The sequence below is a fragment of the Kribbella jejuensis genome (genome assembly GCF_006715085.1).
Lineage (GTDB): Bacteria > Actinomycetota > Actinomycetes > Propionibacteriales > Kribbellaceae > Kribbella > Kribbella jejuensis.
Map to the genome: position 1 here is coordinate 622,445 of NZ_VFMM01000001.1, position 22,816 is coordinate 645,260.

The following is a 22,816-nucleotide window of genomic DNA, read 5'->3' on the forward strand; positions in this document are numbered from 1 at the left end:
ATGGAGCTCTCACGTCGGACCCTGCTCGGGGGCTTCGCGGCCATTGCGAGCGGGGTAGCAGGTAGCGCACTCGCCGGCTGCTCGTCCGGAATGAACAACGCCGGTACGACGGCGAAGAAGAACACCGCCACCGAGCTGACCATGTGGTGCTGGCCCGGCGGTCTCGGCAAGTCGGTGCTGACCGACACGATCGCGCACTTCCCGGACCCGAAGATCAAGTACTCCGAGATCGGCGGCGATTTCAAGCAGAAGCTGATCACCACGTTCAACGGCGGGACGTCGATCCCGGACATCACCGGCCTGAAGGGCGAGGACATCGCGTCGCTGCTCCCGCAGGCGCAGCGGTTCGTGGACCTGAAGACACTCGGCGCGGACTCGATCCTCGGTGACTACCTGCAGTGGAAGGTCAACCAGGCCACCACGCTCGACGGCAAGGTGATCGGGCTGCCGATCGACGTCGGGCCGACCGCGCTGTTCTACCGCGAGGACATCTTCGCCGCGGGCGGGCTGCCGAGCGACCCGGCCAAGGTGGCCGAGCAGCTGAAGACCTGGGACGACTTCTTCGCGGCAGGCGTCCAACTGAAGGCGAAGAACCCGAAGGCGCTGCTGGTCTGGGACGCCACCGACCTGTACGACATGGTCGTCGGCCAGGGCACCGAGCGGTACATCTCCAAGGACAACAAGTTCATCGGCGACCAGGACCACATCCGCAAGGCCTGGGACACCTCGGTCAAGGCGATGACGCTGAAGATCGACGGCAAGACGCCGAGCGGCGGCCCGGACTGGAACGCCGGACTGGACCAGGGCACCGTGCCGGCTCACATCGGCGCCGCGTGGGTCGCGTCGGACATCAAGTCCGCAGTGAAGACCAGCGTCGGCAAGTGGCGGCTCGCGCCGACGCCGAGCGGCCCCGCCAACTTCGGCGGCTCGTTCCTCGCGATCACCAAGAACGCGGCCGATCCGCAGAAGGCGTTCGACGTGATCAAGTACATGCTCAGCCCCGACAACGAGGCCAAGGCGTTCGCGGACGCGCAGATCTTCCCGTCGGCGCCGGCGGCGTACGACAAACCGCAGCTGACCGCGGCGGACAAGTTCTTCGGTGGCCAGGTGCCGATCAGCGTCTTCGGCCCGGCGGCGAAGGCGATCCCGGTCGCGTACCAGAGCCCGTACGACGACGCGGTCGCGGCGCCGTTCCACGACGAGCTCAAGACCGTGCAGACCGGCGCGAAGACCTCGGACGCGGCCTGGTCGTCGGCGGTGTCCAAGGCGAAGGCGATCGCCAAGCGGCAGGGGGTGCAGTGACCGCTACGGCGACAGTCTCCACACCGGCGGTGACGGCGGCACCGCCGCCACGCAAGCGGATCTGGTCGTACTGGCGGTTCTACCTGGCGCTGTCGCCGTTCTACCTGCTGTTCGCGGTGTTCGGGCTGTACCCGATGGTGTCCACGATCGTGCTGGCGTTCCAGCGCTGGGACGGCCTGAGCGCCCGGCGGTTCACCGGCCTCGGCAACTTCGCGTTCCTGGTCAAGGATCCGACGTTCTGGCAGTCACTGGAGAACACCGTCGTCCTGTTCTTCATGTCGACGGTACCGACGCTGGTGCTGGCGTTGGTGCTCGCGGTGATGCTGCAGTCTGCCGTCCGGTTCACCAACGTCTACCGGATCGCGTACTTCATCCCGAACGTGACGTCGCTGGTCGCGATGGCGATCTTCTTCAGCTCGATCTTCAGTACGAACTTCGGTCTGGTGAACGCCGCGCTGCGGTCGCTGGGGATCCCGCAGCAGGACTGGCTCGGCGAACCGTGGGGCATCAAGATCGCGATCTCGACGATGATCGTGTGGCAGTGGGTCGGATACAACACGCTGATCTACCTGGCCGGTCTGCAGGCGATCCCGAAGGAGCAGTACGAGGCCGCGAAGGTCGACGGTGCCGGCGCGGCACGGACGTTCTTCTCGATCACGCTGCCGCAACTGCGTCCCGTCGTACTGTTCACCGTCATCATGTCGACGATCGGCGGCCTGCAGACGTTCACCGAGCCGCAGGTGATGGTCGGCAACAGCGGCGGCACCGGACAGAGCGGGATGACCGTGGTGCTGTTCTTCTACCGGGCCGCGTTCCTCGACAACGACTACGGGTACGCCGCCGCGATCGCGCTGAGCATCTTCGCGCTCGTGTTGTTGTTCACGGCAATCAACTGGCGGATCTTCCGCGGACGGGGTGAGGACCGATGACGCGTACCCGGTGGCGGGGGCTCGCGCTGCACGCCGTACTGATCCTGGCGCTGCTGGTGTTCATGTTCCCGTTCGTGTGGACGATCATCATGGCGTCGAACACCACCGCGGACATCTACCGGTTCCCGCCGAAGTTCACGTTCGGCGGGCACTTCGGTGACAACGTGCGGCACGTGCTCGACAACGTGGCGTTCTTCCAGTCGATGGGGAACACGGCGATCGTCGCGGTGTCGACGACAGCGCTGGTGCTGTTCTTCGACTCGCTGGCCGCGTTCACGTTCGCGAAGTTCCGGTTTCCGGGGCGGAACGCGTTGTTCGTGATCCTGCTCGCAACGATGCTGCTGCCGGCGCAGCTGGCCGCCGTACCGCAGTTCCAGACGATGGCGATCCTCGGCTGGGTCGGTTCGTTGAAGGCGCTGATCATCCCGGGCGCGGCGAACGCGTTCGGGATCTTCTGGATGCGGCAGTACTTCCAGAACTCCATCCACGACGAGTTGGTCGAGGCGGCGACGCTGGACGGCTGCGGGTTCTTCGGTACGTACTGGCACGTCGCGGTGCCGTCCGCGCGGCCGGCGCTGGCGTTCCTCGGGATCTTCACGTTCGTCGGATCCTGGAACGACTACATGTGGCCGCTGATCGTGCTGACGAACCCCGATCACGTGACGCTGCAGGTCGCACTGTCCACGCTGAACCGGGCGCACGGTGTCGACTACAGCATGGTGATGACCGGTGCGCTGCTCGCGATGATCCCGCTGGTGATCGTGTTCGCGGTCTTCGCCCGCCAGTTCATCAAGGGCGCGACCGAAGGCGCGGTGCGGGGATGAGAACGGCCGTGGCGAGCAGGGCGTTGCCCACTAGGTAGAGGAGGAAGACCGGCACCGAGTGGCCTTGGGTCCAGGTCGGTACGGCGCCGAGTACGCCGAGCACCGCCACCGTGAGAGTCGCGGTGGTGAGCCAGGTCTTCGCCCGGGCGTCCACCGCAGCCCGGGCCGACCAGGCGAACGCGATGATGACCAGCGGTTGCAGTAGGAAGAGCGGAGTGACCGTGAGCAGCGAGTACCCGCTGGAATCCCGGATGGCCAGCGCTGTGATCAGCAGGAGGCCCCCGGCAACTACGAGAGTCGCCGTCGGCGGTGAGACCGGATAGAGCGGCCAGGACGGCGGGCGCTGCGTGAGCATGAGCAGGACGACCAGGGCCAGCGTGACTCCGACCGTGACGGCCCAGGCGCTGGTCTCGTCGGCGCTGATGCCGCCGGCAAGGATGACGACGCCGTACTCGAGCAGAGCAAGTGCGCAGCCGATGGTTACTCCTAGCGCGGCCGCACCCACTCGTCGCAAAGTCAGCGAAGCCAGGACCGCGACGATCGAGGCGACGATCGCTGGATCGCCCCAGGTGCGGTAGATGTACCAGCCGGTCGGGTCGGCGTCGTACCAGAGTTTCCGGGAGTCCGCGGCCCCTGGCCAGTTCACGACGACGAGGAAGGCCGCGGCCACGACCAGTACGCCGACAAGCCACCACGGCCACCGCTGACCGGCGGCCAGCCCGGTGCGTGGCAGCTCGGTGCGTAGCTGCTCGGTGTGTGGCGGCTCGTTGTGTGGCGGTTCGGGGACAGGTTCGGGGGCTGGTTCTGGTGCGGGCTCTGGTGGTGGTGCCGGGGGTTCGGGATCGGTGGGCGCGGTCGTGAGCCGGACGGGAACCGTCACCTCCCCGGTCGGCCCGCTTAGCATCACGAACGTCTCACCGCTCAGCTCGCCGGGCGCCTCGCCCAGGGGTATGGGCTTTGGTTCGGGCGGCCGGGCGCGGACCCGGATCTGGGTGCCGTTCTGTTCTAGCTCGAGGCGGTTGTCCGGCGCGGAGGCCACGGCGGTGAGTGCGATCGGTGGGCCGGCGAGGTGCAGCTCGGCGGGTGCGGTGGCGTCGAGGGTGAGCTCGGACGGGGTTACCGTCGGCAGGGCGGAGGCGAGTGCCGCGGTCGCGGCCTCGGAGACCTTGCGGCTGTCGTCGGCGGTCATCCGGCCGAGTGCCTGCCAGGCGGCGTACGCCTGCCCGAGGTCGTCGTCGGCCAGCCGTTCCCGCAGGTAGTCGACCACCCCGAACCTTGCCGCAGGCAACGGACTTTCCATCGCCGCGGTCAGCTCCGGCGCGAGCGCGGCCGGGGTGATCCGCCGGACCCGGCTGCGCGCGATCAGCAGCTCCCCCTGCGCGCCGAACGTCCACATCTGCGGGTTCTGGTCGGGCGTGACCCGGTGCACGCGGTCCCGCACGTACCCGAGGAGCTCGCTCAGCCCGATCCAGCCGTCGCCGTCCCGGTCCGCCTCACCCGTCGTCAGCCCGTCGACCACCGCACCGGTGAACACCGACGGCGCCGGGGCGGCGTCACTGGTCAGCCGGCCGCCCTCGAACGCGTACTCCATCGCGCTCGACGCGGTGATCACCACCCGGCCACGGCCGCCGCCGACGTCGGCCTGCCGGGCGAACGCGTCCTGCACCTGCGCCTCACCGGCGGCGCGGACGACCATCCCGCGCGGGAAGGCGCCGCCATAGCAACAGTCCAGGAACAAGGCGATCCGCTGCGCGCGGCTGTCGGCCATCTGCCGGTTCACGAAATCGGCCGCCACCGCGGTCGAGGCGAGCCGGGTCGGCCTGGTGTCGGCGACCGCCAGGAACAACTCGCCCGCCGCGTTCTTCAAGCCGTGGCAGGAGAAGTGCAGCAACAGCAGGTCTTCCGGGCTCCGGTCCGCGAAGAAGTCCTCGACCGCGAACCGGATGTCCTGGGCCGGCGCGTTCCGCAGTACCTGTACCTCGAAGCCGCCGACGGACGGATCCGCGAGTACGTCGGCCAACGCGGCCGCGTCCTGCGACGGCGCGACAAGCCGGCTCAGACCGGCATCGTCGTACTGGTCGTTGGCAACGATCAGCGCAAACCGCGAGCCGTCCATTTCAGGCCCCCATTTCAGGCGTCCGCCCCCGCATGCCGCCGTACGAAGGCATCGACCAACTGCTGCTGCATATCACTGGTCGCGCCGGTCAGTTCGATCACGTCACCGTCGATGCTGAGCTTCACCGTCCGACCCGAGGCCGACCGACGGATCCACTCCCGGATCACCACGACCACGGAGCCGAGAGCCTGGAGGCCGGGAGCCAGCGAAACGCTCAGCAGACCGGCGACTGCGGCCAGACCGCCCTTCGACCCCTCCGGTGCGGGGCCTGCGCGATAGGACTCGACCGAGTTCACGTCGAGCAACAGCAGCTCCTGCCGCAGCAGCAGCGCGAGCTCCTCGAGCCGTGCGTCGTCGGCTCCGTCCTCGGTGACGCCGACAAGTACGTCGTCGCCCATGCCATCCTCCTCCCCCTCCTCCGCCCCCTCCCCGAGCCCCACGATCCTCCTGCGCCGCAGCCGCGACAAGACGCGCGGCCAGCTAGCATTCGGGGAACTGCAGCAGCCGGGAGTGCGTCGGAGGGGCAACATGGTAGGCAAGCGGGGGCGGGTGATCGGCCGGATCGCGCCCGGGATCGTCGGCGAGGTGATGCTGCCGGTCCGGGGTGCCACCGAGGCCTTCTACGCATACCCGGCGACCGACGAGGTGCTGGAGGTGGGGACGCAGGTGATCGTCGTCGACTTCGACCCACCGCGCACCGTCTACGTCGCTCGCGCCATCTAATTGAAGTTCCCTTGGAGGGGAAATGTTGTGGACGTACGTGGGCGTCGCCGCTGCCGCGGTGATCGCCCTGCTCATCATCTTCCGGATGGTCTGGCGGGTGGCGGAACCGAACGAGGCGCTGATCATCTCCGGTCTCGGCGCGCACTCGAGCAACGAGCAGGTCAACGAGACGCTCGGTTTCAAGATTGTCGTCGGCCGCGGTACGGCGGTGCTCCCAGGCTTCCAGACCGTACGCCGGTTGCCGCTCGACATCCGCGCGACGCCGCTGACCGTGACCTGCGTGTCCAGCCAAGGCATCCCGCTGCACATCAAGGGCGTCACGGCGTACAAGGTCGGTGACGACTACGGCTCGATCGCGAACGCGGCCCGCCGGTTCCTGGAGCAGAGCGACGAGCAGGTGATGGGCACCATCCACGAGCTGTTCGCGGGTCACCTGCGGGCGATCGTGGGTTCGACCACGGTCGAGGAGATGCTGCACGACCGGGAGACGCTGACCACGAACATCCGCGGCTCGCTGGCCGGCGACATGGAGAAGCTCGGCCTGGTCGTGGACTCGCTGCAGATCCAGGAGATCGACGACGAGTCCGGCTACATCAAGAACCTCGGCCGTCCGCAGGCGGCCGCGGTCGAGGCCGCGGCCCGGATCGCGCAGGCCGAGCGGGACCGGGAGGCGACCGAGCGCGAGCAGGTCGCGGCCGCCGCCAAGGCGGCTGCGATCCGGGAGAGCGAGATCGCCAAGGCTGGGTACCAGGCGGAGGTCGACCAGGCGACGTCGAAGGCGTTCCAGGCCGGACCGCTGGCGGCCGCGCTGGCCAAGCAGGAGGTCGTGGTCGCCGAGACCGAGACCGCGAAGCTGAACGCGTCGCTGGCCGAGAAGCAGCTCGAGTCGACCGTGCTGAAGCCGGCCGACGCCGAGGCGTACAAGCAGCGCACGCTGGCACAGGCCGCGCGTGACGCGCAGATCGCGGCCGCAGAGGCGAACGCCAAGGAGGTCCAGCTGCGGGGTGAGGCTCAGGCGAAGGCGACCGAGCTGACCGGTAAGGCCGAGGCGTCCGCGGTGCAGGCGAAGGCGATGGCGGAGGCGGCCGGTATCAAGGCGCGCGCCGAGGCGCTGGCGACCAACACCGACGCGGTCGTGGCGCAGCAGCTCGCCGAGGCCTACCCGGAGATCGTCGCCGCGGCGGCGGGCTCGTTCGAGAAGGTCGGCAACATGGTCGTGCTGAACGGCGCCCAGGGCATCGAGGACACCCTGGTGAAGACGATCACAATGGGCGGCTCCGGGTTCGCCCTGGCCAAGCAGCTGATCGACTCGCTGGCCACGAAGAAGGACGAGCCCCCGAAGCTCGAATCCGTACCGGACGACCGCGCCTGACAATCCGTGGGATCCCCTTGTGTATCAGGGGGATCCCACGGCTCAGAGGCCGAGGTAGGTGAGAACCGCCAGCACCCTGCGGTGGCCGGAGTCGGTCGGTGGAAGGTCCAGCTTCAGGAACACGTTGCCGACGTGCTTGTGAACCGCACCGTCGGAGATGAAGAGCTTCTCGCCGATCGCGGTGTTGCCGAGACCTTCGGCCATCAGAGCGAGTACTTCGCGTTCGCGCGGCGTGAGGCGGTCGAGCGGGCTGCTGCGCTTCACCATGAGCTGGCTGACCACCTCCGGGTCCAGCACGGTGCCTCCGGCCGCAACCCGGCGTACCGCTTCCAAGAACTCGTCGACGCGGGAGACGCGGTCCTTCAGCAGGTACCCGACGCCCTCGCTGCCGGCTGCCAGGAGTTCGGCGGCGTAGACCTCCTCGACGTACTGCGAGAACACCAGGACCGGGAGGCCCGGCCGGACGCGGCGGGCCTCGATCGCGGCGCGCAGGCCCTCGTCGGTGAACGTCGGTGGCAGCCGTACGTCGACCACCGCGATGTCGACCTGGTGCTCGGCGATCGCCGTGGCGAACTGGTCCGCGTCGGTGGCGATCGCGGCGACCTCGAAGCCGGAGTTGTCCAGCAGCAGGCTGAGGCCTTCGGCGAGGATCGGGTTGTCCTCGAGGATGATCACCCGCACGGAAGGATCACCTCGACGGTGGTCGGCCCACCGATCGGGCTGTGCAGTTCCATGTGTCCGTCGATCGCCTGCACGCGATGGAGCATGCCATGCAGTCCGCTCCCCCGACCGAGCAGGTCGCTCTGCTCACTGATCCGCGCCCCGCCGATCCCGTCGTCTGTGACCGCGAGGTAGAGCTCCGGACCACGGCGCTCGAGCTGTACGTCGACATGCCCGGCCGCACTGTGCTTGGTGACGTTGGTGAGGGCCTCCGCAACTACGAAGTACGCGCACGCCTCTACTGCGGCAGGGACTTGACCCAGCTCACCGATGCGAAGCTCTACCGGTAGCGGGCATCTGGCAGCAAGCGCAGACACCGCCCCGGCCAGACCGCGATCGGCCAGGATCGGCGGGTACATGGTGCGCAGTACGCCGCGCAGCTCGGTCATGGCCTGCTCTGCACCGTCACGGGCGTCGTCGAGCAGCTTGGCCGCCTTCTCGGGGTCATCTGCCATCGTCCGCTTGGCGATACCGATCCGCATCGCCAGCGACACCAGCTGAGCCTGCGTACCGTCGTGCAGGTCCCGCTCTATCCGGCGCAGCTCCGCGCCATGCGAGTCGACAGCACCTGCCCTGCTCTTCGTGAGCTCCTCCACGCGCCGTTCCAGCCGGACCGTTTCCAGCTGCTCCGGGCTAGGCGCCAGCAGCTGGAGCGCCGCGTTGGCGTGGCCGCGGGCCAGAGCCGGGGCGACCCTGCCGAGGAACCACAGACCGGCACCGATCTGGAGCGGGCCGAGCGTGAGCGCCTCGAACCAGTTGTTGACGTCGATACCCATCAGGCTGACGTTGCCCGGGTCGGTCCACCAGAAGAGCATGCCGACCACCGCGGCGGGCGCACCGATGATGGCGACCACCGCGACGGCCAGCTCCGGGATCATCGCGACCGGCATCAGCAGACAGCGCAGCGCGCGCTTGAACGACTTGTCCCGGAAGAGCGTCACCACGTCCCCCGGCTGCCGCGGGAGCGCGGGTGGCAGTTCCTCTGCCTGCGGGAGGCCGAGGAACTTCGCTGCGCGGTACCGCTCGCTGTTGGCGAGCCGCACCAGACCCGCGGTGGCGCCCGGGATCAGCCAGCCCCAGATCAGGCTGACAGGGAGCGCGGCCAGCAACGTGACCGACTTGAAGAAGCGGATGACCAGGTAACCAGCGGCCGGACCACCCCGGGACAGCATCTTCTTGAGCATGCTCACATCTTGCGGTACGAGTACGGCAGCGGTCGGTACAGCAGGCTCTACCATTCAGCCTCTGGTAGAGATCACCTTTCCGCGGAGCGCGATCAGGCGCGGATGCGTGAGCACGGCGGGGTTCGCGCGCGGGTCCTCGTCGTACACCACCAGATCGGCTGGGTCGCCGGGGCGCAGCTCGCTCGGCGCACCGAGCCACTCACGGGCCGCCCACGACCCGGCGGCGAGCGCCTGTTCTCCCGACATCCCGATCTCGGTCAGCGCCTGGATCTCCTGCGCGACCAGCCCGTGCCCGAGCACCCCTCCGGCGTCGGTCCCGGCGTACACCGGTACGCCGGCCTCGAACGCGTCCCGCAACCGGTGCAGGCGGCGTTCGTACAGGTCTCGCATGTGGGCGGCGTACACCGGGAACTTGCCCGCGGCCTGCTCGGCGTACTGCGGGAAGTTCTCCAACTGGATCAGCGTCGGTACGACGGCCACCTGGCGCTCGGCCAGCTCGCTGAGGAGCCCGGGCTCGATACCGGTGCCGTGTTCGAGGCAGTCGATGCCCGCGGCGAGCAGATCCGGGAGCGCGTGCTCGCCGAAGACGTGGGCGGTGACGCGGGCACCGAGCTCGTGCGCGCGGGCGATCGCGGCGGTCAGCGCGTCGGCGGGCCAGCAGGGTGTGAGGTCACCGGCCTCGCGATCGATCCAGTCGCCGACCAGCTTGACCCACCCGTCACCGCGGCGGGCCTCCTGCTCGACGTACGCGACGAGCTCCTCCGGCTCGATCTCCCAGCCGTAGTTGCGCAGGTACCGCTTCGAGCGGGCGAGGTGCCGGCCGGCCCGGATGATCTTCGGCAGGTCCTCGCGGTCGTCGATCCAGCGGGTGTCGACCGGCGAACCGGCGTCCCGGACCAGCAGCGCACCGGCGTCGCGGTCGGCGATCGCCTGCTCCTCCTGCGTCTGCTGGTCGACCCCGCCGTGCTGGTCGAGCCCGATGTGGCAGTGCGCGTCGACCAGCCCCGGCACGATCCAGCCGCCGGTGTGCACGGTCGTCACGTCAGCAGCGGCGGGCCGGTTGACGACCAGCCCACCGCTGAGGTGGAGCTCCTGCTGCTCACCAGCCGGCAACACCGTGCCGGTCAGCCTTAGTACGCCGCTCATGGAGCGACCGTACCGGCTGGCTGTGTGCTGTGGTCCAGCGCCGTGGCGAGGATGTGCCGACCAGTCGGCGCCGGACCACCGGACAGGGCACTATCCGTGCGAGCCGCCGCCCGGCGTGCAGGTCGGGGTGGTGGTCTCGTTGCCGGCGCAGGGCGTCCCGGACGGGGTCTGCGTCGGGGTCTCGGTCGGCGTCTCGGTCGGGGTCGGGGTGGGCGTCGGCGTCGGCGTCGGCGTCTTGGTCGGCGGCTTCGTCGGCGTCTTGGTGGGGCTCTTGGTCGGCGTCGACGTCGGGTGCGTCGGCCAGTCCGTCGGTGTGTCGACCGGCTTCGGCGGCGTCGGCTTGTCCCACGGCGTGCTCGGCGGGGCGACCGTCGGCATCGTGGTCGTGCTCGCCGGCGGCGGGGTCGGGGTCGCCGTCTTGGTGTCGTCCGGAATGTCCGGGACCACCCGCGGGTCGACCCGGCGGTCGGCGTTGCCGTTCTGCTTCGCGGCGGCGATGTTGCCCTTCGCGTTCGGCACCAGGACCGCGTTCTTGCTGTAGACCCGCATCCACTTCAGGACCGTCGCGACGAAGTCCTTGGAGTGGTGGTAGCGCAGCAGCGAGGCGACCAGGTCGCGCGGGTTGCGCAGGTCGTCACCCTGGGCGCAGAGCACCACGGCGACCGTGGTGACCGCGTCGTACACGTTGTTCGGGTTGCGGAAACCGTCGCCGTTGCCGTCGGCCCCGAACTCGTCCCAGACCTGCGGAATGATCTGCATCGGCCCGACGGCCCGGTCCCAGGTCTGGTCGCCGTCGTACTTGCCGTGGTCGGTGTCGGTGATCCGGCCGTTGCCGTGCCGGCCGTTCAGCACCGGGCCGAGGATCCGGCCGCGGGTGGTGCCGGCCACGTCGACCCGGCCGCCGCTGGCGTGGTCGGACTCGACCTTGCCGACGCCGGCCAGCAACGGCCAGGTGAGACCACAATTCGGCCGGACGACCGCGAGGTTCGCGGTGGCCCGGCGGTAGGCGGGGAAGACCCCGCGCGGGATGCCGTTCACGGCTCCCGGCCGCCCGGGACGGACGACCGATCGCCCGTCGGTGGCCCCTTGCACGGGGACGTCGGCACGGGCGGGTTTGTCGGATCCGAGCTGCCCGTCCACTCCGGGGCGCTGCGGCACGATCATCGTCAGTTCGTCGAACTCACCGCTGTTCAGCCCGGCGCCGGGCGACGGGGCGACCGGACTGCCCGCCGTGAGCTCTCCGGCGGCACCGGTACCCCCCGAGGCGACGGTGACAACGGCCCCGACCAGGAGCGGGGCGGTACACAGTGAAGCGATGATGATTTTGACCCGACGGTTTCCACTACGGGTTAGGCGCATAGCCCCTTCAACGAACCAAGCGCCAGAAAGTTACATCAAGACGACGCAAAGTTACCGGACACAGAATCCGCTCGGAAAACCGGCACCGAGGTAACGGACCACGCTACCTCGCTCGGCCGGGCGGGCTCGGTGGGGGCGGGCTCGGTCGGGCGGGCTCGGTCGGGCGGGCTCGGTCGGGCGGGCTCGGGCGGCGGGCTCGGGCGGGCGGGCTCGGGCGGCGGGCTCGGGCGGCGGGCTCGGGGGGTCGGTAAGCGCGGGCTCGGGCGGGCTTGGTTCAGTTGGCCGGTTGTGAGGCGGCGGGGGTCTCGTCGGAGGCGGGCGCGGCGGTGTTGCACGGGCTCGGCGTGGTGGTCGGCGAGTCCGACGGGGACGGGGTGGGCGTCTCAGTCGGGGCTGTGGTCGGTGCGCAGCTCGGGTCCGGACTCGTCGGCGGGGTCGTCGGCGGCGTGGTGGGCGGTGTCGTCGGTGTCGTCGGTGGCGTTGTCGGCGGCGTTGTCGGAGACGTCGGCGGACTCGTCGGACTCGTCGGCGTCGAGGTCGGGGTGCTCGGCGGAGTGGTCTTGGTCGGTGTGCCCGACGGCGTCTTGGTCGGAGTCTTGGTGGGGGTCTTGGACGGCGTCGAGGTCACGCTCGCGGTCGGCTTCGACGTCGGCGCGACCGTCGGCGAGGTCGCACCGGTCGTCGGCGCTGTCGTCGGGACCGTCGTCGGCGGAGAGGTCGCCGGGGAGGTCGGCGTCGTGGTCGTCGTCCGCTGCCCGTCCTTGTCCTCGGCGTTGCCGCCGTCACCCGGGATGTCGATCTGCCCCGGCTTGTCCGGGATGCTCACGGTGTCCTTGCTGTACGACTGCATCCAGCGCAGCACCGTCGACACGTAGTCCATCGAGTGGTTGTAGGTCAGCACAGCCTGCACCAGGCCCTGCGGGTCGGACAGGTTCGCGCCACCGGAGCAGAGGTAGTCCCCCGCCGCACGGGCCGCGTCGAACACGTTGTGCGGATCCTTCACGCCGTCACCGTTGCCGTCGGCACCGAACGTCTTCCAGGTCCCGGGGATGAACTGCATCGGCCCGACGGCGCGGTCCCAGGTCGTGTTCCCGTCGTACACGCCGTGGTCGGTGTCGGCGATCGCCGCCGTCCCGGGACCGCCGTCGAGGACCGGGCCGAGGATCTTGCCGCGGGTATTGCCCAATGCGTCGACCTTGCCGCCGCTGGCGTGGTCGGACTCGACCTTGCCGATGCCGGCCAGCAACGGCCAGGTGATGTAGCAGCCCGGCATCGACATCGCCAGATCGCGAGCGGCTTTCTGGTACGCCGCCAGCACGGTGCCCGGGATGCCCGACGCGTTCCCGAACGCGCCGGGGATCGGCTGCACGGTGCCGTCGGTGGTCCCCGTGACCGGGACCTGGATCGCGGACTTCGCCTGCGACGGGAGGCTGCCGTCGGCGCCCGGCCGGTTCGGAACGTTCTCCGCGAGGTTGTCGAAGACCGCGTCCTGGCGCGGCGCGGCCAGTGCGTGGGCGTCCACGACGAACGTGTTCGAGGTGACTCCGCCGACCACGAACACGGCGACCATGGCGGTGGGCGGAGCCAGGCAGACCCAGGCGGCGGTCAGCTTTCCCCGCCAGGTGTCCAGGTTCTTGAACTGCTGCCTCATCCGAACCGTCCTCGACGCATTCCGCAGTTTGGTGTGTCACTCGGGCGTAGGGACGATCTTAACCGCCGGTCGGTCGGCCACAACCGGAGCCGGTGCGCCGTCACCGAGTACCGAACAGGCATGTTCAGGGACTCGTCCCCGGATGTTCACTCCCCACGTCTCACCACCGTAAGCCCGCGGCAGCACCGAGCGCGCCGGGTGAACGGATGACATTTTCGCCATCCGTTCGGCCGACGGGCGGTCTGCCCTTCGGGGCATCCTGGTAAGAGCTCAGGTACGGCTCAGTTGCCGCCGAGCATCTTCTTCAGGTCGTCCGGCAGCTCGAAGTCGCCGCCGTTCTGGCCGCCGAAAGCGGCCGGCAGCTGACCGGGCTGCGGAGCCTGCGGCTGCTGGTTGCCCTGGTTCGCCCGCTTGGCCGGGTTGCCGGAGCCGCGCTTCTTGCCCTTCTTCTGCTGTTGCTGCTTGGCCTTCCGGCCGCCGCCGCCCATCCCCGGCATGCCAGGCATCCCGGGCATTCCCGGCAGGCCCTTGCCGGAGGCCATCGCGGCCATCATCTTGCGGGCCTCGAAGAACCGCTCGACCAGGCCGCTGACGGTGGCCACCTCGGTACCGGAACCCTTGGCGATCCGGGCCCGGCGGGAGCCGTTGATGATGTTCGGGTCGGCCCGCTCGGCCGGCGTCATCGAATGGATGACGGCCTCGATCCGGTCGATCTCGCGCTCGTCGAAGTTCTCCAGCTGGTCCTTGAACTGGTTCGCGCCGGGCAGCATGCCGAAGATCTTGGTCAGCGGGCCCATCTTGCGGACCGACTGCATCTGGGCGAGGAAGTCGTCCAGGGTGAAGTCCTTGCCGCCCTTCTTCTGCAGCTTGGCCGCGGTCTTCGCGGCCTCTTCCGCGTCGAAGGTCCGCTCGGCCTGCTCGATCAGGCTGAGTACGTCGCCCATCCCGAGGATCCGGGACGCCATCCGGTCCGGGTGGAAGACGTCGAAGTCCTCGAGCTTCTCACCGTTGGACGCGAACATCACCTGGCGGCCGGTGACCTGTGCGATCGACAGCGCGGCACCACCGCGGGCGTCACCGTCGAGCTTGGACAGTACGACGCCATCGAAGCCGACGCCGTCCAGGAAGGCCTGCGCCGTGGTGACCGCGTCCTGACCGATCATCGCGTCGACGACGAACAGGATCTCGTCCGGGTTGACCGCGTCGCGGATGTCCGCGGCCTGCTTCATCAGTTCCTCGTCGACGCCCAGCCGGCCGGCCGTGTCGACGATCACGACGCTGTGCTGCTTGGACCGCGCCTCGTCCATCGCCTTGCGGGCCACGTCGACCGGGTCGCCGACGCCGTTGCCCGGCTCGGGTGCGTACACCGGCACGCCGGCGCGCTCACCGACGACCTGGAGCTGGGTGACCGCGTTCGGCCGCTGCAGGTCGGCCGCGACCAGCATCGGTGTCTGGTGCTGGGTCTCCTTCAGCCACTTGGCGAGCTTGCCGGCCAGGGTGGTCTTACCGGCACCCTGCAGACCGGCGAGCATGATCACCGTCGGCGGCCGCTTGGCCATCCGCAGCTCGCGGGTCTCGCCACCGAGGATCTTGATCAGTTCCTCGTTGACGATCTTGATCACCTGCTGCGCCGGGTTCAGCCCGCCGCGCACCTCGGCACCGCTGGCGCGTTCCTTCACCGCCGCGATGAACTCCCGCACGACGGGCAGCGCGACATCGGCCTCCAGCAACGCGATCCGGATCTCCCGGGCGGTCGCGTCGATGTCGGCGTCGGTCAGCTTGCCCTTGCCCCGCAGGTTCTTGAACGCGGTGGAGAGCCGATCGGAAAGCGTGTCGAACACGAGAAACAGTCCGTTTCCTCGAAGCGATGAACTCCCCGAGTCTACCGGCACGGCCCGAGCCCCGGGCGCGGCCGTCTGCACGCCTTCGCCCGGCCGCACCGGTCCGTTGACAGGCACGGGCCGACAGGACAGCATTTAACCGGTCAATCGACCTTCTTCGGTTAGGAGCGGCGAGTGCGGGTTGTGCTGGACGGGCCATCCAACCTGGGGTTGCGGGCGCCGGCTCCGGGGGTCGTGCCGGGGTGTTACAAGTTGGCGGGGGCGGTGCGGGATCAGGGGTTCTTGCCGCGGGTCGGGGCGGTGGACGGCGGATGCGTGACTCCGCCGCGGTACGACGTACACGGGTGGAAGCCTGGGGACGGGGTGTTCAACGCGGCTGCGATGGCGGCGTACACGGTTCGGCTGGCGGATCGGGTGGCGTCGTTCGTGGCGCGGGGGGACTTCGTGGTGTTGCTCGGCGGTGAGTGCAGCAACCTGCTCGGGCCGGCGTTGGGGTTGCGGCGGTTGGGGCGGTACGGCGTGGTGTACCTCGACGGGCACTCGGATTTCCGGACCACCGAGAACTCGCCGTATGTCGGCGCCGCGGGTGGGGAGGCGCTCGCGTTGGTGACCGGGCGCGGGCAGGACGACCTGACGGACCTGGAGGGCCTCGGGCCCTACGTGCGGGACACCGACGCGGTGCTGCTCGGCATCCGCGACGACGACGAGTACGTCGCCGACGTCGAGCGCGCCCGCATCCCGGTCTGGCGAGCCAGTCGGATCTCCGAGAACCCGACGGCGGTCGCCACCGCCACGCTGGCGCACCTCACCGGCGCGGCGGGTGCCGGCGCGGTGGACGGGGTGGGTGCGGGGGGCCTCGATGGGTTTTGGGTGCATTTGGACGTGGATGTGCTGGATGCTGCGGTGATGCCGGCGGTGGACAGTCCGGAGCCGGGTGGGATTGGATACGCCGAGCTTCGCGAGGTACTTCGGCCGTTGGTGAGGGATCCGCGGTGCGTGGGGCTCGATGTGGGGATCTTCGATCCGGACCTCGACCCGGACGGCCGGTATGCGGCTGAGCTGACCGACGCGCTGGTGGCAGTGCTCGCGTGAGCATTGCTGAGCCGCTGCAGGCGACGCTCAGCTGAGCCAGGCGAGGTCCTGGCCGTGGGGTGACGCGGTGCCCAGGGTGCGGGTTTTGCCGGTTGGCCAGGTTTGCAGGTCGATGCGGTACTCGTACCCGTCGCTGCCAGGCTTGTGGGTGAGTACGCGGTGCGGTTCCAGGCTGAGGTGGGCGAGCGGCGCGGAGTCCGTCGCCTGGGCGCCCAGCTCCGCCAGGCGGGCCTCGATCGCGGCCCGGTCCGGGCGGCGCAGGTACTGCCACATGATCGAGTGCCACACCACGGTCACGTGCCCCTCGGACAACTCCAGCGCCCGCAGGAACGACACCGCGTCCTCCGGTCGTACGTCGGCCGGTACGTCGTGCGCGATCGCCAGTGCGCCACGCAGCCGCGTCAACCGCTCCGCCATGTCCGGCCACACGTACGACGTCAACGTGAGCGCACCGGAGTCCGTGAGCGGATCCACCGGGGCGATGTCGCATCCGACCCGCTCGGCGATCCGCAGGTCCACCGACGGCACGCGTCCTGTCCATGCGTTCTCGAACACCACAGGGCTCTCAGCAGGCCCGTACGACGTCCCGCCGGCCACGTACCGGAACCGGTCCGCCCGTAGGTTCAGCCCACCACTCGCACCGATCTCGAACAGCCGCACCGGCAGTGGCACGACCTCCACCAACTGGAGCAGGCCGCCGTACAGAGCAGCCGCGCGACCCACCTCGTTCGTCTGTGGCGGCTGGGTCAGCAAGGAACGCACCTCCCCCAGCCGCGACTGCAGCACCTGCTCGAACGCCTCCCAGCCGAGCACGGGGTCCCACGTCCCGCCCACGCTCGGGTAGAACGCCGCCAGCTCGGGCGCCGTACCGGACAACACCAGCCCGTGGACCGAGGCCAGCAGCCGCAGCCCGATCGCCTCGCCGAACGAACGGTCCTCGTACCCCTCCAGCGCCCTGACCGAGATCCCACCGACCTCGTAGTCGTCGACGATCAGCCGGAGCAGCTCGGCGTACATCGGAGAGCCCAAGTCCTCACAGGCGGTCGCCTGTCGCTGCAGTGCCTCTACAAGATCCACGTAGTGAGGTTAGAAGCTCAGGCGATCCAGCACCGACTTGGCTGTCGTCCGCGCGTCCTCCGGTTCCAGCGGGGCGCCGTGGCGATCGGTCAGGTAGAAGACGTCCACGCACTCGGCACCGAGCGTGCTGACGTGGGCAGAGCGGATGTCCGCACCGGTGGCAGCGATCGCCGCGGTCACGTCGTACATGAGACCTGGCCGGTCGTGCGCGCGCACCTGCAGCACCGTGGCCGTCTCGGACGCGTCGGACAACAAGTCGACACGGCTCGCGACCCGTGGCTTCGACGAGTCCCGCGCGGCCAGCCGCCGTACGACGTCGGTGGAGTCCCGTAGCGCTACCGCCAACCGGTCCCGCAGCCGCACCGGATCGGGAGGTGAGCCGGCAACGGTCCACTGCGAGATGCCGAGCCCGTCAACCGACGTGACCACAGCGGACCGCACAGCGAGCCGCTCAACAGCCAGTACAGCGGCGACGGTGGACAGGGTCCCCACTTGATCGGGTACGGCGACGTTCACGCGCAGGTCGCCGTGATGGTCGGAGACCGTGACACCAAGACGACCGACACCGACCACCTGGTGCAACACAGGCACCGGAACAGGAGGCGTATCGCTCCACATGCCCTCTCCACCACCCGCAAGCTCACCGCGTACCCGCCGGCACAGCTCCCCGACGAGCCGCATGCGCCACGGTGAGGATGCAGCAGGACCGGCCGCGCGCGCATCGGCGTACGTCAACGCTTCCAACAGGTCGAGGGTCTCGGTACTGCGGACGATCCCCGCGACCATGTCCACGGTCATCGGGTCTTCGAGATCCCGCCGGGTGGCGACCTGCGCGAGCATGAGGTGCTGGCGGACGAGCAACGTGATGGTGTCGGCGTCGGCCTCGCTGAAGCCGATCCGACGGGCTACCCGCGCGGCGATGCCCGCACCGGTGACACTATGGTCGCCGTCGAGCGCCTTGCCGAGGTCGTGCAGCAGGGCGGCCACCAGCAACAGGTCCGGTCGGCGTACGTCACGGACCATCGAGGAGGCTTCTACACAGGTCTCCAGCAGATGTCTGTCAACCGTGAACCGGTGGATCGCGGACTGCGGCGGCCGGAAGCGTACGGCGTCCCACTCCGGCAGGAGCCGCGTGATGTACCCGGCCTGGTCCAGCGCCTCCCACACTTCCAGCAGACCGGACCCAGCACCGAGTAGGGCGCACAGCAACCGCCGCGCCTCCCCCGGCCAAGGCTCCGGCAGGTCAGCAGCCGACGACGCCAGCCGTGCACACACAGCAGGTGACAGCACGAGCTCACGGTCCGCAGCAACCGCAGCAGCACGCAGACCGAGCACTGCGTCGCGCTCCGGCCGCGCGTCCGGCATCAGCACGACCTCGCCTTCGTGCTGACCGACGCCCTCGTCCAGCGCGAGCAGCAGCGGACCACCGCTGCGGTGTCTGCGGCGGGACCGCGGCGGCTTCGTCATCAAGCTCTCGACGCGCCGCCACGACACGTCACACACATGCGCCAGCGTCCGCCCGGTGGCGTACACGTGTCGCAGCAACTCGTCGCGCCCCGACAGGCCGAGCCCTGCCGCAACCTCGCCCGCCAGGTCTGCCACGAGCCGGTCCGTGGCCCGTCCGGCGACCTCGTGCAGTACGTCGCGGACCTCGAGCAGATCGCGCCGCGCCCGCTCCACCACGGGATGCGGTACGTCGACCAGCCACGACGCCACGAGTGCACGCAGTACGACAGCATCCCGCAGACCGCCGTACGCCTCCTTGAGGTCGGGCTCTGCGAGATGCGCGAGCTCACCGACGTTGGAGGCCCTGTCACGACAAGCCTGCGCCAACGCGGGCAGCCGGGACTTCGCCGTCCGTCTCCAGTCCGCCATGAGCACCGAACGGAGCTGCAGCGTCAGGTGCGTGTCACCGGCGACATGCCTGGCGTCAAGGAGCCCAAGAGCCACCCGGTCGTCCGCGGCGGCTGCATCCCTCGCCTCGGCCAGGGTGCGCACGCTGTGGTCCAGCTTGGTCCTGGAGTCCCACAGCGGGTACCAGATCTGGGCGGCCAGCTCGCCGATCCGCGGGTACCCCTCGGCGTGCACGAGCATCACGTCGAGGTCGCTGTACGGCGACAGCTCCTCACGGCCGTACCCGCCGACAGCGACGAGGGCGACGCCCTCGGTAGGTACACCGAGGGCGTCGCATGCCTTCGCCAGCAGCAGTTGCAGCAGCTCGTCTGCCTCCCGGGCACGAACTCGCCGCTGCTCTGCTCGATCGACCATCTAGAGTGCGTCTCCGTCCAGTTCGCCGGTGCGGACGCGGACGATGGTGTCGACCGGGGTGACCCAGACCTTGCCGTCGCCGATCTTGCCGGTCTGCGCGGCCTTCACGATCACGTCCACCACGTCGGCGCTGTCACCGTCCTCGACGACCACCTCGAGGCGCACCTTCGGGACCAGGTCCACCTCGTACTCCGCGCCGCGGTAGACCTCGGTGTGGCCCTTCTGCCGGCCGTAGCCGCTCGCCTCGGTGACCGTCATACCGGTGACGCCGAACGTCTCCAGCGCGGCCCGCACGTCCTCCAGCTTGTGCGGCTTCACGACTGCGGTGACCAGCTTCATGCCTTGACACCTTCCTTCTCCGAGGCCTCAGTGGTCCCATTCTCGGTCTCGGCGGGGGCCGCCGGACGCACCGACAGCGCGCCGCGCAGACCGGAAGAACCAACGTAGTCGTACGCCGTCTCCGCGTGCTCGACCTGGTCCACACCGGTGACCTCGTCGTCCTCGGTGAGCCGGAAGCCGATCGTCTTGTCGATCACCTTGCCGAGGATGAACGCCACCGAGAAGGAGTAGATCGCGACCGCCACGTTGGCCAGCGCCTGCCGGCCGAGCTGGGTGACACCGCCGCCGTAGAACAGGCCGTCCACGGCCGACGGGGCAATGGCCGAACCGAAGAGGCCGATCGACAGCGAGCCGAACAGACCGCCGACGAAGTGCACGCCGACCACGTCGAGGGAGTCGTCGAAGCCGAGCTTGTACTTCAGCGAGACCGCGAAGGCGCAGATCGCACCGGCGAGCACGCCGACGGCGATCGCGCCGAGCGGGGTGACCGCACCACAGGACGGGGTGATCGCGACCAGACCGGCGACCGCACCGGACGCCATGCCCAGCGTGGTGGCCTTGCCGTGCGTGAGCCGCTCGACGATCAGCCAGCCGATCACCGCGGCGGCGGTGGCGACCTGGGTGTTCACGAAGGTGACCGAGGCGGTGGTGCCGGCACTCAGCGCGGAGCCCGCGTTGAAGCCGAACCAGCCGAACCACAGCAGGCCGGCGCCGAGCAGCACCAGCGGCAGGCTGTGCGGCCGCATCGGGTCCTTCTTCCAGCCGACCCGCTTACCGAGCACGATCGCCAGCGCGAGCGCGGCGGCACCGGCGTTCAGGTGCACCGCCGTACCACCGGCGAAGTCGACCGCCTTCAGCTTGTCGCCGATCCAGCCACCGTTGCCCTTGTCCAGGAACCACACCGAGTGGGCGACCGGGAAGTACACCAGGGTCGTCCAGCCGACCACGAACGCGATCCAGCCGCGGAACGTCGCCCGGTCGGCGATCGCGCCGGAGATCAGCGCCGGGGTGATGATCGCGAACATCAGCTGGAAGGCGACGAAAGCGAGCGTGGGCGTCGTCCCGCTCACCGCCTTCGGGTCCAGCAGGCCCTTGAGGCCGACCTCGGAGAAGTTACCGATCACGTGCCCGGTGTCACCGGCGAACGTCAACGAGTAACCGACCACCACCCAGAGAATGGTGACGACGGCGATGGTGATGAAGCTCATCATCATCATGTTCAGCACGCTCTTCACGCGCACCATGCCGCCGTAGAAGAAAGCCAGGCCCGGGGTCATCAGCATCACCAGGGCGGCACTGGCCAGTACCCAGGCGGTATCGCCGGCGTTGATCTCCATCAACGTCATCCCTTCCATCGAACGGGGTGGCCGGCGCCTCAGTCGGGAGGTCTCCACAACACCGGGGAGCCCGCCGCGCGGCCACATCGCAAACGGTGTCGGCGCGCCGTTTCAGCCGATCGGTCCGTTTGTTTCAGGCATGTGACAAAGCGGCCTCCCACGTGACATCGAGGTGACATCGGCGACTACGGACCGGAGTGTGGCACTCTGGCCTGGACCACACGGGCCTGCAGCCGCGCCACTGCACCCGTCTTACCTGGGGAACGACGAATGGAGCCGAACTACGGGGTGAGGCCGCGACGCGGCCGACCACGCGACCCGGACGCGGAGCCGAGGATCCGCCGGTACGCCGTGCAGCTGCTGCTGGAACGGGGCTTCGACGGAATGACGGTGGACGACGTCGCCGAGGCCGCCGGGGTCGGCAAGGCGACGATCTACCGGCGGTGGGCCAGCAAGGAGCTGCTCGCCAGCGACGCGATGGCCGACCTGTTCGACCTGGAGATCCCGGACGCCGACACCGGTTCGATCGCCGGTGACCTGCGCCAGGTCTACCGGGTCGCGCTGGCCTTCGCGAACAGTGAGCGCGGCCGGGCGATGATCCGGCTCGCGGTCTCGGAGGCGAACCGCGACGAACGCGCGGCCGCCGTCTACCGAGGGGTACTGGAGCGCCGGATCGAGCTGACCCGGCAGGCGCTGGAACGCGCCCGCGCGCGCGGCGAACCGATCAAGAGCACCGCCGACCCGGTGCTGATGGTGGAGTGGATGGCCGGGGTGTTCGTGATCCGGGCACTGACCGGGCAGCCGATGCCGGCGATCGAGGAAGCCGACAGCCTGGTCGACGTCACCCTGCGGGCGATCCTGGACTTCGACATCTGACCGCCGTCGATCAGAGGCCGGCCGGACCTAGCCGGCCTCGATCACGATCGACAGCACGATCAGCGCGACGATCACCAGCAGTACGCCGATCAGTACCGCCCTGCGCCGGCGCCGCCGGGTCTTCAGCCCGCCGGCCCAGGCCGCATCGGCGAGGTCGGGCTCCGGCAGCTCGGCTCCTGCCTGCAGCAGTAGCGGCGGCACGTCCTCGCGTCTCATCGGGCGTCCCGCCAATCCCCCGCGCCCAGCGCCGTACGGAAGCGACCGAGTGCGCTGAGGCCGTGCGCGTGGACGGCCGTCTGCGACATCCCGAGCAGGTCCCCGATCTCGAACTCGGTCAGCTCCTCCAGGTGCAGCAGCACGAAGACCGTGCGCTGTGCGGGCGTCAGCTCGGCCAGTGCGAGCTTCACCTGATCCTCCTCGCCCACGAACGGCTTCGTCCGGTTCCACGGCCGCAGCGCGGGCTGGTAGAGCAGGCGCTGCACGAACACGTCCGGGTCGTCCACCCGCGGCCAGCGCATCGACAGCTGCGCGAAGGCGTGCAGCAATACCGCTTCGGCTCGTTGCACATCGCCGTACACGAGGTACGCCGTACGTAACCATCTGGCCTGTCGTGCATCGACGAACGAGGCGAAATCCGGGTCGACCGTGTCGCGCATCCGC

The 22,816-nt window shown here is 69.3% G+C and carries 21 protein-coding genes; 7 read left to right on the forward strand and 14 right to left on the reverse strand.

Translation table 11 applies throughout. From position 1 onward, the window contains the following. The 3 genes from FB475_RS02935 to FB475_RS02945 are packed head-to-tail and all read left to right on the forward strand — an operon-like array spanning position 1 to position 3,055. Positions 1-1,302 carry an ABC transporter substrate-binding protein gene (locus FB475_RS02935; protein ID WP_141852281.1) on the forward strand — a complete coding sequence of 434 codons (1,302 nt, stop codon included), beginning with the start codon at positions 1-3 and terminating at the stop codon, positions 1,300-1,302. Continuing rightward, on the forward strand, positions 1,299-2,231 hold the full coding sequence (locus FB475_RS02940) for a carbohydrate ABC transporter permease (protein ID WP_238331934.1): 933 nt from the start codon (positions 1,299-1,301) through the stop codon (positions 2,229-2,231). Before FB475_RS02935 ends, FB475_RS02940 begins: the two co-directional genes overlap by 4 nt. Continuing rightward, the gene (locus FB475_RS02945) at positions 2,228-3,055 is read left to right on the forward strand and encodes a carbohydrate ABC transporter permease (protein ID WP_141852283.1); all 828 of its coding nucleotides are present in this window, start codon (positions 2,228-2,230) and stop codon (positions 3,053-3,055) included. Before FB475_RS02940 ends, FB475_RS02945 begins: the two co-directional genes overlap by 4 nt. Here the strand turns inward: FB475_RS02945 and FB475_RS02950 are convergent. Next, positions 3,021-5,171 carry a caspase, EACC1-associated type gene (locus tag FB475_RS02950; protein WP_141852285.1) on the reverse strand — a complete coding sequence of 717 codons (2,151 nt, stop codon included), beginning with the start codon at positions 5,169-5,171 and terminating at the stop codon, positions 3,021-3,023. The genes FB475_RS02945 and FB475_RS02950 overlap by 35 nt on opposite strands. A 14-nt stretch (positions 5,172-5,185) precedes the next feature. After that, positions 5,186-5,569: an effector-associated constant component EACC1 gene (locus FB475_RS02955; protein WP_141852287.1), complete on the reverse strand. Its 384-nt coding sequence runs from the start codon at positions 5,567-5,569 to the stop codon at positions 5,186-5,188. A 130-nt stretch (positions 5,570-5,699) separates the two neighbouring features. Here FB475_RS02955 and FB475_RS02960 point away from each other — a divergent pair, with 130 nt between their 5' ends. Together FB475_RS02960 and FB475_RS02965 are read left to right on the forward strand one after the other, a co-directional pair. Continuing rightward, positions 5,700-5,894 carry a hypothetical protein gene (locus FB475_RS02960; RefSeq protein ID WP_141852289.1) on the forward strand — a complete coding sequence of 65 codons (195 nt, stop codon included), beginning with the start codon at positions 5,700-5,702 and terminating at the stop codon, positions 5,892-5,894. A gap of 22 nt (positions 5,895-5,916) precedes the next feature. Further along, positions 5,917-7,266 carry a flotillin family protein gene (locus tag FB475_RS02965; protein ID WP_141852291.1) on the forward strand — a complete coding sequence of 450 codons (1,350 nt, stop codon included), beginning with the start codon at positions 5,917-5,919 and terminating at the stop codon, positions 7,264-7,266. 42 nt (positions 7,267-7,308) lie between these two features. Here the strand turns inward: FB475_RS02965 and FB475_RS02970 are convergent, their stop codons facing one another. The 6 genes from FB475_RS02970 to ffh form a co-directional block, all read right to left on the reverse strand. Next, positions 7,309-7,947, reverse strand: coding sequence for a response regulator transcription factor (locus tag FB475_RS02970; RefSeq protein WP_141852293.1), 639 nt, complete (start codon positions 7,945-7,947; stop codon positions 7,309-7,311). Then, positions 7,938-9,224: a sensor histidine kinase gene (locus FB475_RS02975; protein WP_238331935.1), complete on the reverse strand. Its 1,287-nt coding sequence runs from the start codon at positions 9,222-9,224 to the stop codon at positions 7,938-7,940. The genes FB475_RS02970 and FB475_RS02975 overlap by 10 nt, the downstream gene beginning before the upstream one ends. After that, complete coding sequence (locus FB475_RS02980) at positions 9,225-10,316, reverse strand: amidohydrolase family protein (protein ID WP_141852295.1); 1,092 nt, start codon at positions 10,314-10,316, stop codon at positions 9,225-9,227. Between the two features lie 90 nt (positions 10,317-10,406). Next, the gene (locus tag FB475_RS02985; protein ID WP_141852297.1) at positions 10,407-11,675 is read right to left on the reverse strand and encodes a lytic transglycosylase domain-containing protein; all 1,269 of its coding nucleotides are present in this window, start codon (positions 11,673-11,675) and stop codon (positions 10,407-10,409) included. A gap of 274 nt (positions 11,676-11,949) precedes the next feature. Beyond that, the gene (locus FB475_RS02995) at positions 11,950-13,326 is read right to left on the reverse strand and encodes a lytic transglycosylase domain-containing protein (protein WP_141852299.1); all 1,377 of its coding nucleotides are present in this window, start codon (positions 13,324-13,326) and stop codon (positions 11,950-11,952) included. Positions 13,327-13,607: 281 nt separating this feature from the next. Continuing rightward, positions 13,608-15,167: a signal recognition particle protein gene (gene ffh, locus FB475_RS03000; protein WP_141852301.1), complete on the reverse strand. Its 1,560-nt coding sequence runs from the start codon at positions 15,165-15,167 to the stop codon at positions 13,608-13,610. A gap of 264 nt (positions 15,168-15,431) precedes the next feature. Here ffh and FB475_RS03005 point away from each other — a divergent pair, with 264 nt between their 5' ends. Next, positions 15,432-16,259 (forward strand): arginase family protein, encoded by an 828-nt coding sequence (locus tag FB475_RS03005; protein WP_238331936.1) that lies wholly within the window; start codon positions 15,432-15,434, stop codon positions 16,257-16,259. Between the two features lie 27 nt (positions 16,260-16,286). Here FB475_RS03005 and FB475_RS03010 read toward each other — a convergent pair whose 3' ends face one another. The 4 genes from FB475_RS03010 to FB475_RS03025 are packed head-to-tail and all read right to left on the reverse strand — an operon-like array spanning position 16,287 to position 21,289. Further along, positions 16,287-17,336 (reverse strand): DUF2332 domain-containing protein, encoded by a 1,050-nt coding sequence (locus tag FB475_RS03010; RefSeq protein ID WP_141852303.1) that lies wholly within the window; start codon positions 17,334-17,336, stop codon positions 16,287-16,289. A gap of 9 nt (positions 17,337-17,345) precedes the next feature. Then, positions 17,346-19,604 carry a [protein-PII] uridylyltransferase gene (locus FB475_RS03015; RefSeq protein WP_141852305.1) on the reverse strand — a complete coding sequence of 753 codons (2,259 nt, stop codon included), beginning with the start codon at positions 19,602-19,604 and terminating at the stop codon, positions 17,346-17,348. Continuing rightward, positions 19,605-19,943 carry a P-II family nitrogen regulator gene (locus FB475_RS03020; RefSeq protein WP_141852307.1) on the reverse strand — a complete coding sequence of 113 codons (339 nt, stop codon included), beginning with the start codon at positions 19,941-19,943 and terminating at the stop codon, positions 19,605-19,607. After that, the gene (locus FB475_RS03025; protein WP_185759031.1) at positions 19,940-21,289 is read right to left on the reverse strand and encodes an ammonium transporter; all 1,350 of its coding nucleotides are present in this window, start codon (positions 21,287-21,289) and stop codon (positions 19,940-19,942) included. Before FB475_RS03025 ends, FB475_RS03020 begins: the two co-directional genes overlap by 4 nt. Positions 21,290-21,550: 261 nt before the next feature. On the opposite strand from FB475_RS03025, the gene FB475_RS03030 reads away from it, so the two are divergent. Then, positions 21,551-22,156: a TetR/AcrR family transcriptional regulator gene (locus FB475_RS03030; RefSeq protein WP_141852309.1), complete on the forward strand. Its 606-nt coding sequence runs from the start codon at positions 21,551-21,553 to the stop codon at positions 22,154-22,156. Between the two features lie 27 nt (positions 22,157-22,183). On the opposite strand, the gene FB475_RS03035 is transcribed toward FB475_RS03030, so the two are convergent. Both FB475_RS03035 and FB475_RS03040 read right to left on the reverse strand, forming a co-directional pair. Further along, entirely contained in the window at positions 22,184-22,372 is a 189-nt protein-coding gene (locus FB475_RS03035; protein ID WP_141852311.1) for a hypothetical protein, read from the reverse strand. Next, the gene (locus tag FB475_RS03040; RefSeq protein ID WP_141852313.1) at positions 22,369-22,812 is read right to left on the reverse strand and encodes an RNA polymerase sigma factor; all 444 of its coding nucleotides are present in this window, start codon (positions 22,810-22,812) and stop codon (positions 22,369-22,371) included. The genes FB475_RS03035 and FB475_RS03040 overlap by 4 nt, the downstream gene beginning before the upstream one ends. Positions 22,813-22,816: the final 4 nt, after the last annotated feature.

What these genes read in the sequence shown, in the direction of transcription:
- FB475_RS02935 (WP_141852281.1), top strand. Translation starts at nt 1, where the DNA reads ATGGAGCTCTCACGTCGGACCCTGCTCGGGGGCTTCGCGGCCATTGCG.
- FB475_RS02945 (WP_141852283.1), top strand. Translation starts at nt 2,228, where the DNA reads ATGACGCGTACCCGGTGGCGGGGGCTCGCGCTGCACGCCGTACTGATC.
- FB475_RS02950 (WP_141852285.1), bottom strand. Translation starts at nt 5,171, where the DNA reads ATGGACGGCTCGCGGTTTGCGCTGATCGTTGCCAACGACCAGTACGAC.
- FB475_RS02955 (WP_141852287.1), bottom strand. Translation starts at nt 5,569, where the DNA reads ATGGGCGACGACGTACTTGTCGGCGTCACCGAGGACGGAGCCGACGAC.
- FB475_RS02960 (WP_141852289.1), top strand. Translation starts at nt 5,700, where the DNA reads ATGGTAGGCAAGCGGGGGCGGGTGATCGGCCGGATCGCGCCCGGGATC.
- FB475_RS02965 (WP_141852291.1), top strand. Translation starts at nt 5,917, where the DNA reads ATGTTGTGGACGTACGTGGGCGTCGCCGCTGCCGCGGTGATCGCCCTG.
- FB475_RS02975 (WP_238331935.1), bottom strand. Translation starts at nt 9,224, where the DNA reads ATGGTAGAGCCTGCTGTACCGACCGCTGCCGTACTCGTACCGCAAGAT.
- FB475_RS02980 (WP_141852295.1), bottom strand. Translation starts at nt 10,316, where the DNA reads ATGAGCGGCGTACTAAGGCTGACCGGCACGGTGTTGCCGGCTGGTGAG.
- FB475_RS02985 (WP_141852297.1), bottom strand. Translation starts at nt 11,675, where the DNA reads ATGCGCCTAACCCGTAGTGGAAACCGTCGGGTCAAAATCATCATCGCT.
- FB475_RS02995 (WP_141852299.1), bottom strand. Translation starts at nt 13,326, where the DNA reads ATGAGGCAGCAGTTCAAGAACCTGGACACCTGGCGGGGAAAGCTGACC.
- FB475_RS03015 (WP_141852305.1), bottom strand. Translation starts at nt 19,604, where the DNA reads ATGGTCGATCGAGCAGAGCAGCGGCGAGTTCGTGCCCGGGAGGCAGAC.
- FB475_RS03020 (WP_141852307.1), bottom strand. Translation starts at nt 19,943, where the DNA reads ATGAAGCTGGTCACCGCAGTCGTGAAGCCGCACAAGCTGGAGGACGTG.
- FB475_RS03025 (WP_185759031.1), bottom strand. Translation starts at nt 21,289, where the DNA reads ATGACGTTGATGGAGATCAACGCCGGCGATACCGCCTGGGTACTGGCC.
- FB475_RS03030 (WP_141852309.1), top strand. Translation starts at nt 21,551, where the DNA reads ATGGAGCCGAACTACGGGGTGAGGCCGCGACGCGGCCGACCACGCGAC.
- FB475_RS03035 (WP_141852311.1), bottom strand. Translation starts at nt 22,372, where the DNA reads ATGAGACGCGAGGACGTGCCGCCGCTACTGCTGCAGGCAGGAGCCGAG.
- FB475_RS03040 (WP_141852313.1), bottom strand. Translation starts at nt 22,812, where the DNA reads ATGCGCGACACGGTCGACCCGGATTTCGCCTCGTTCGTCGATGCACGA.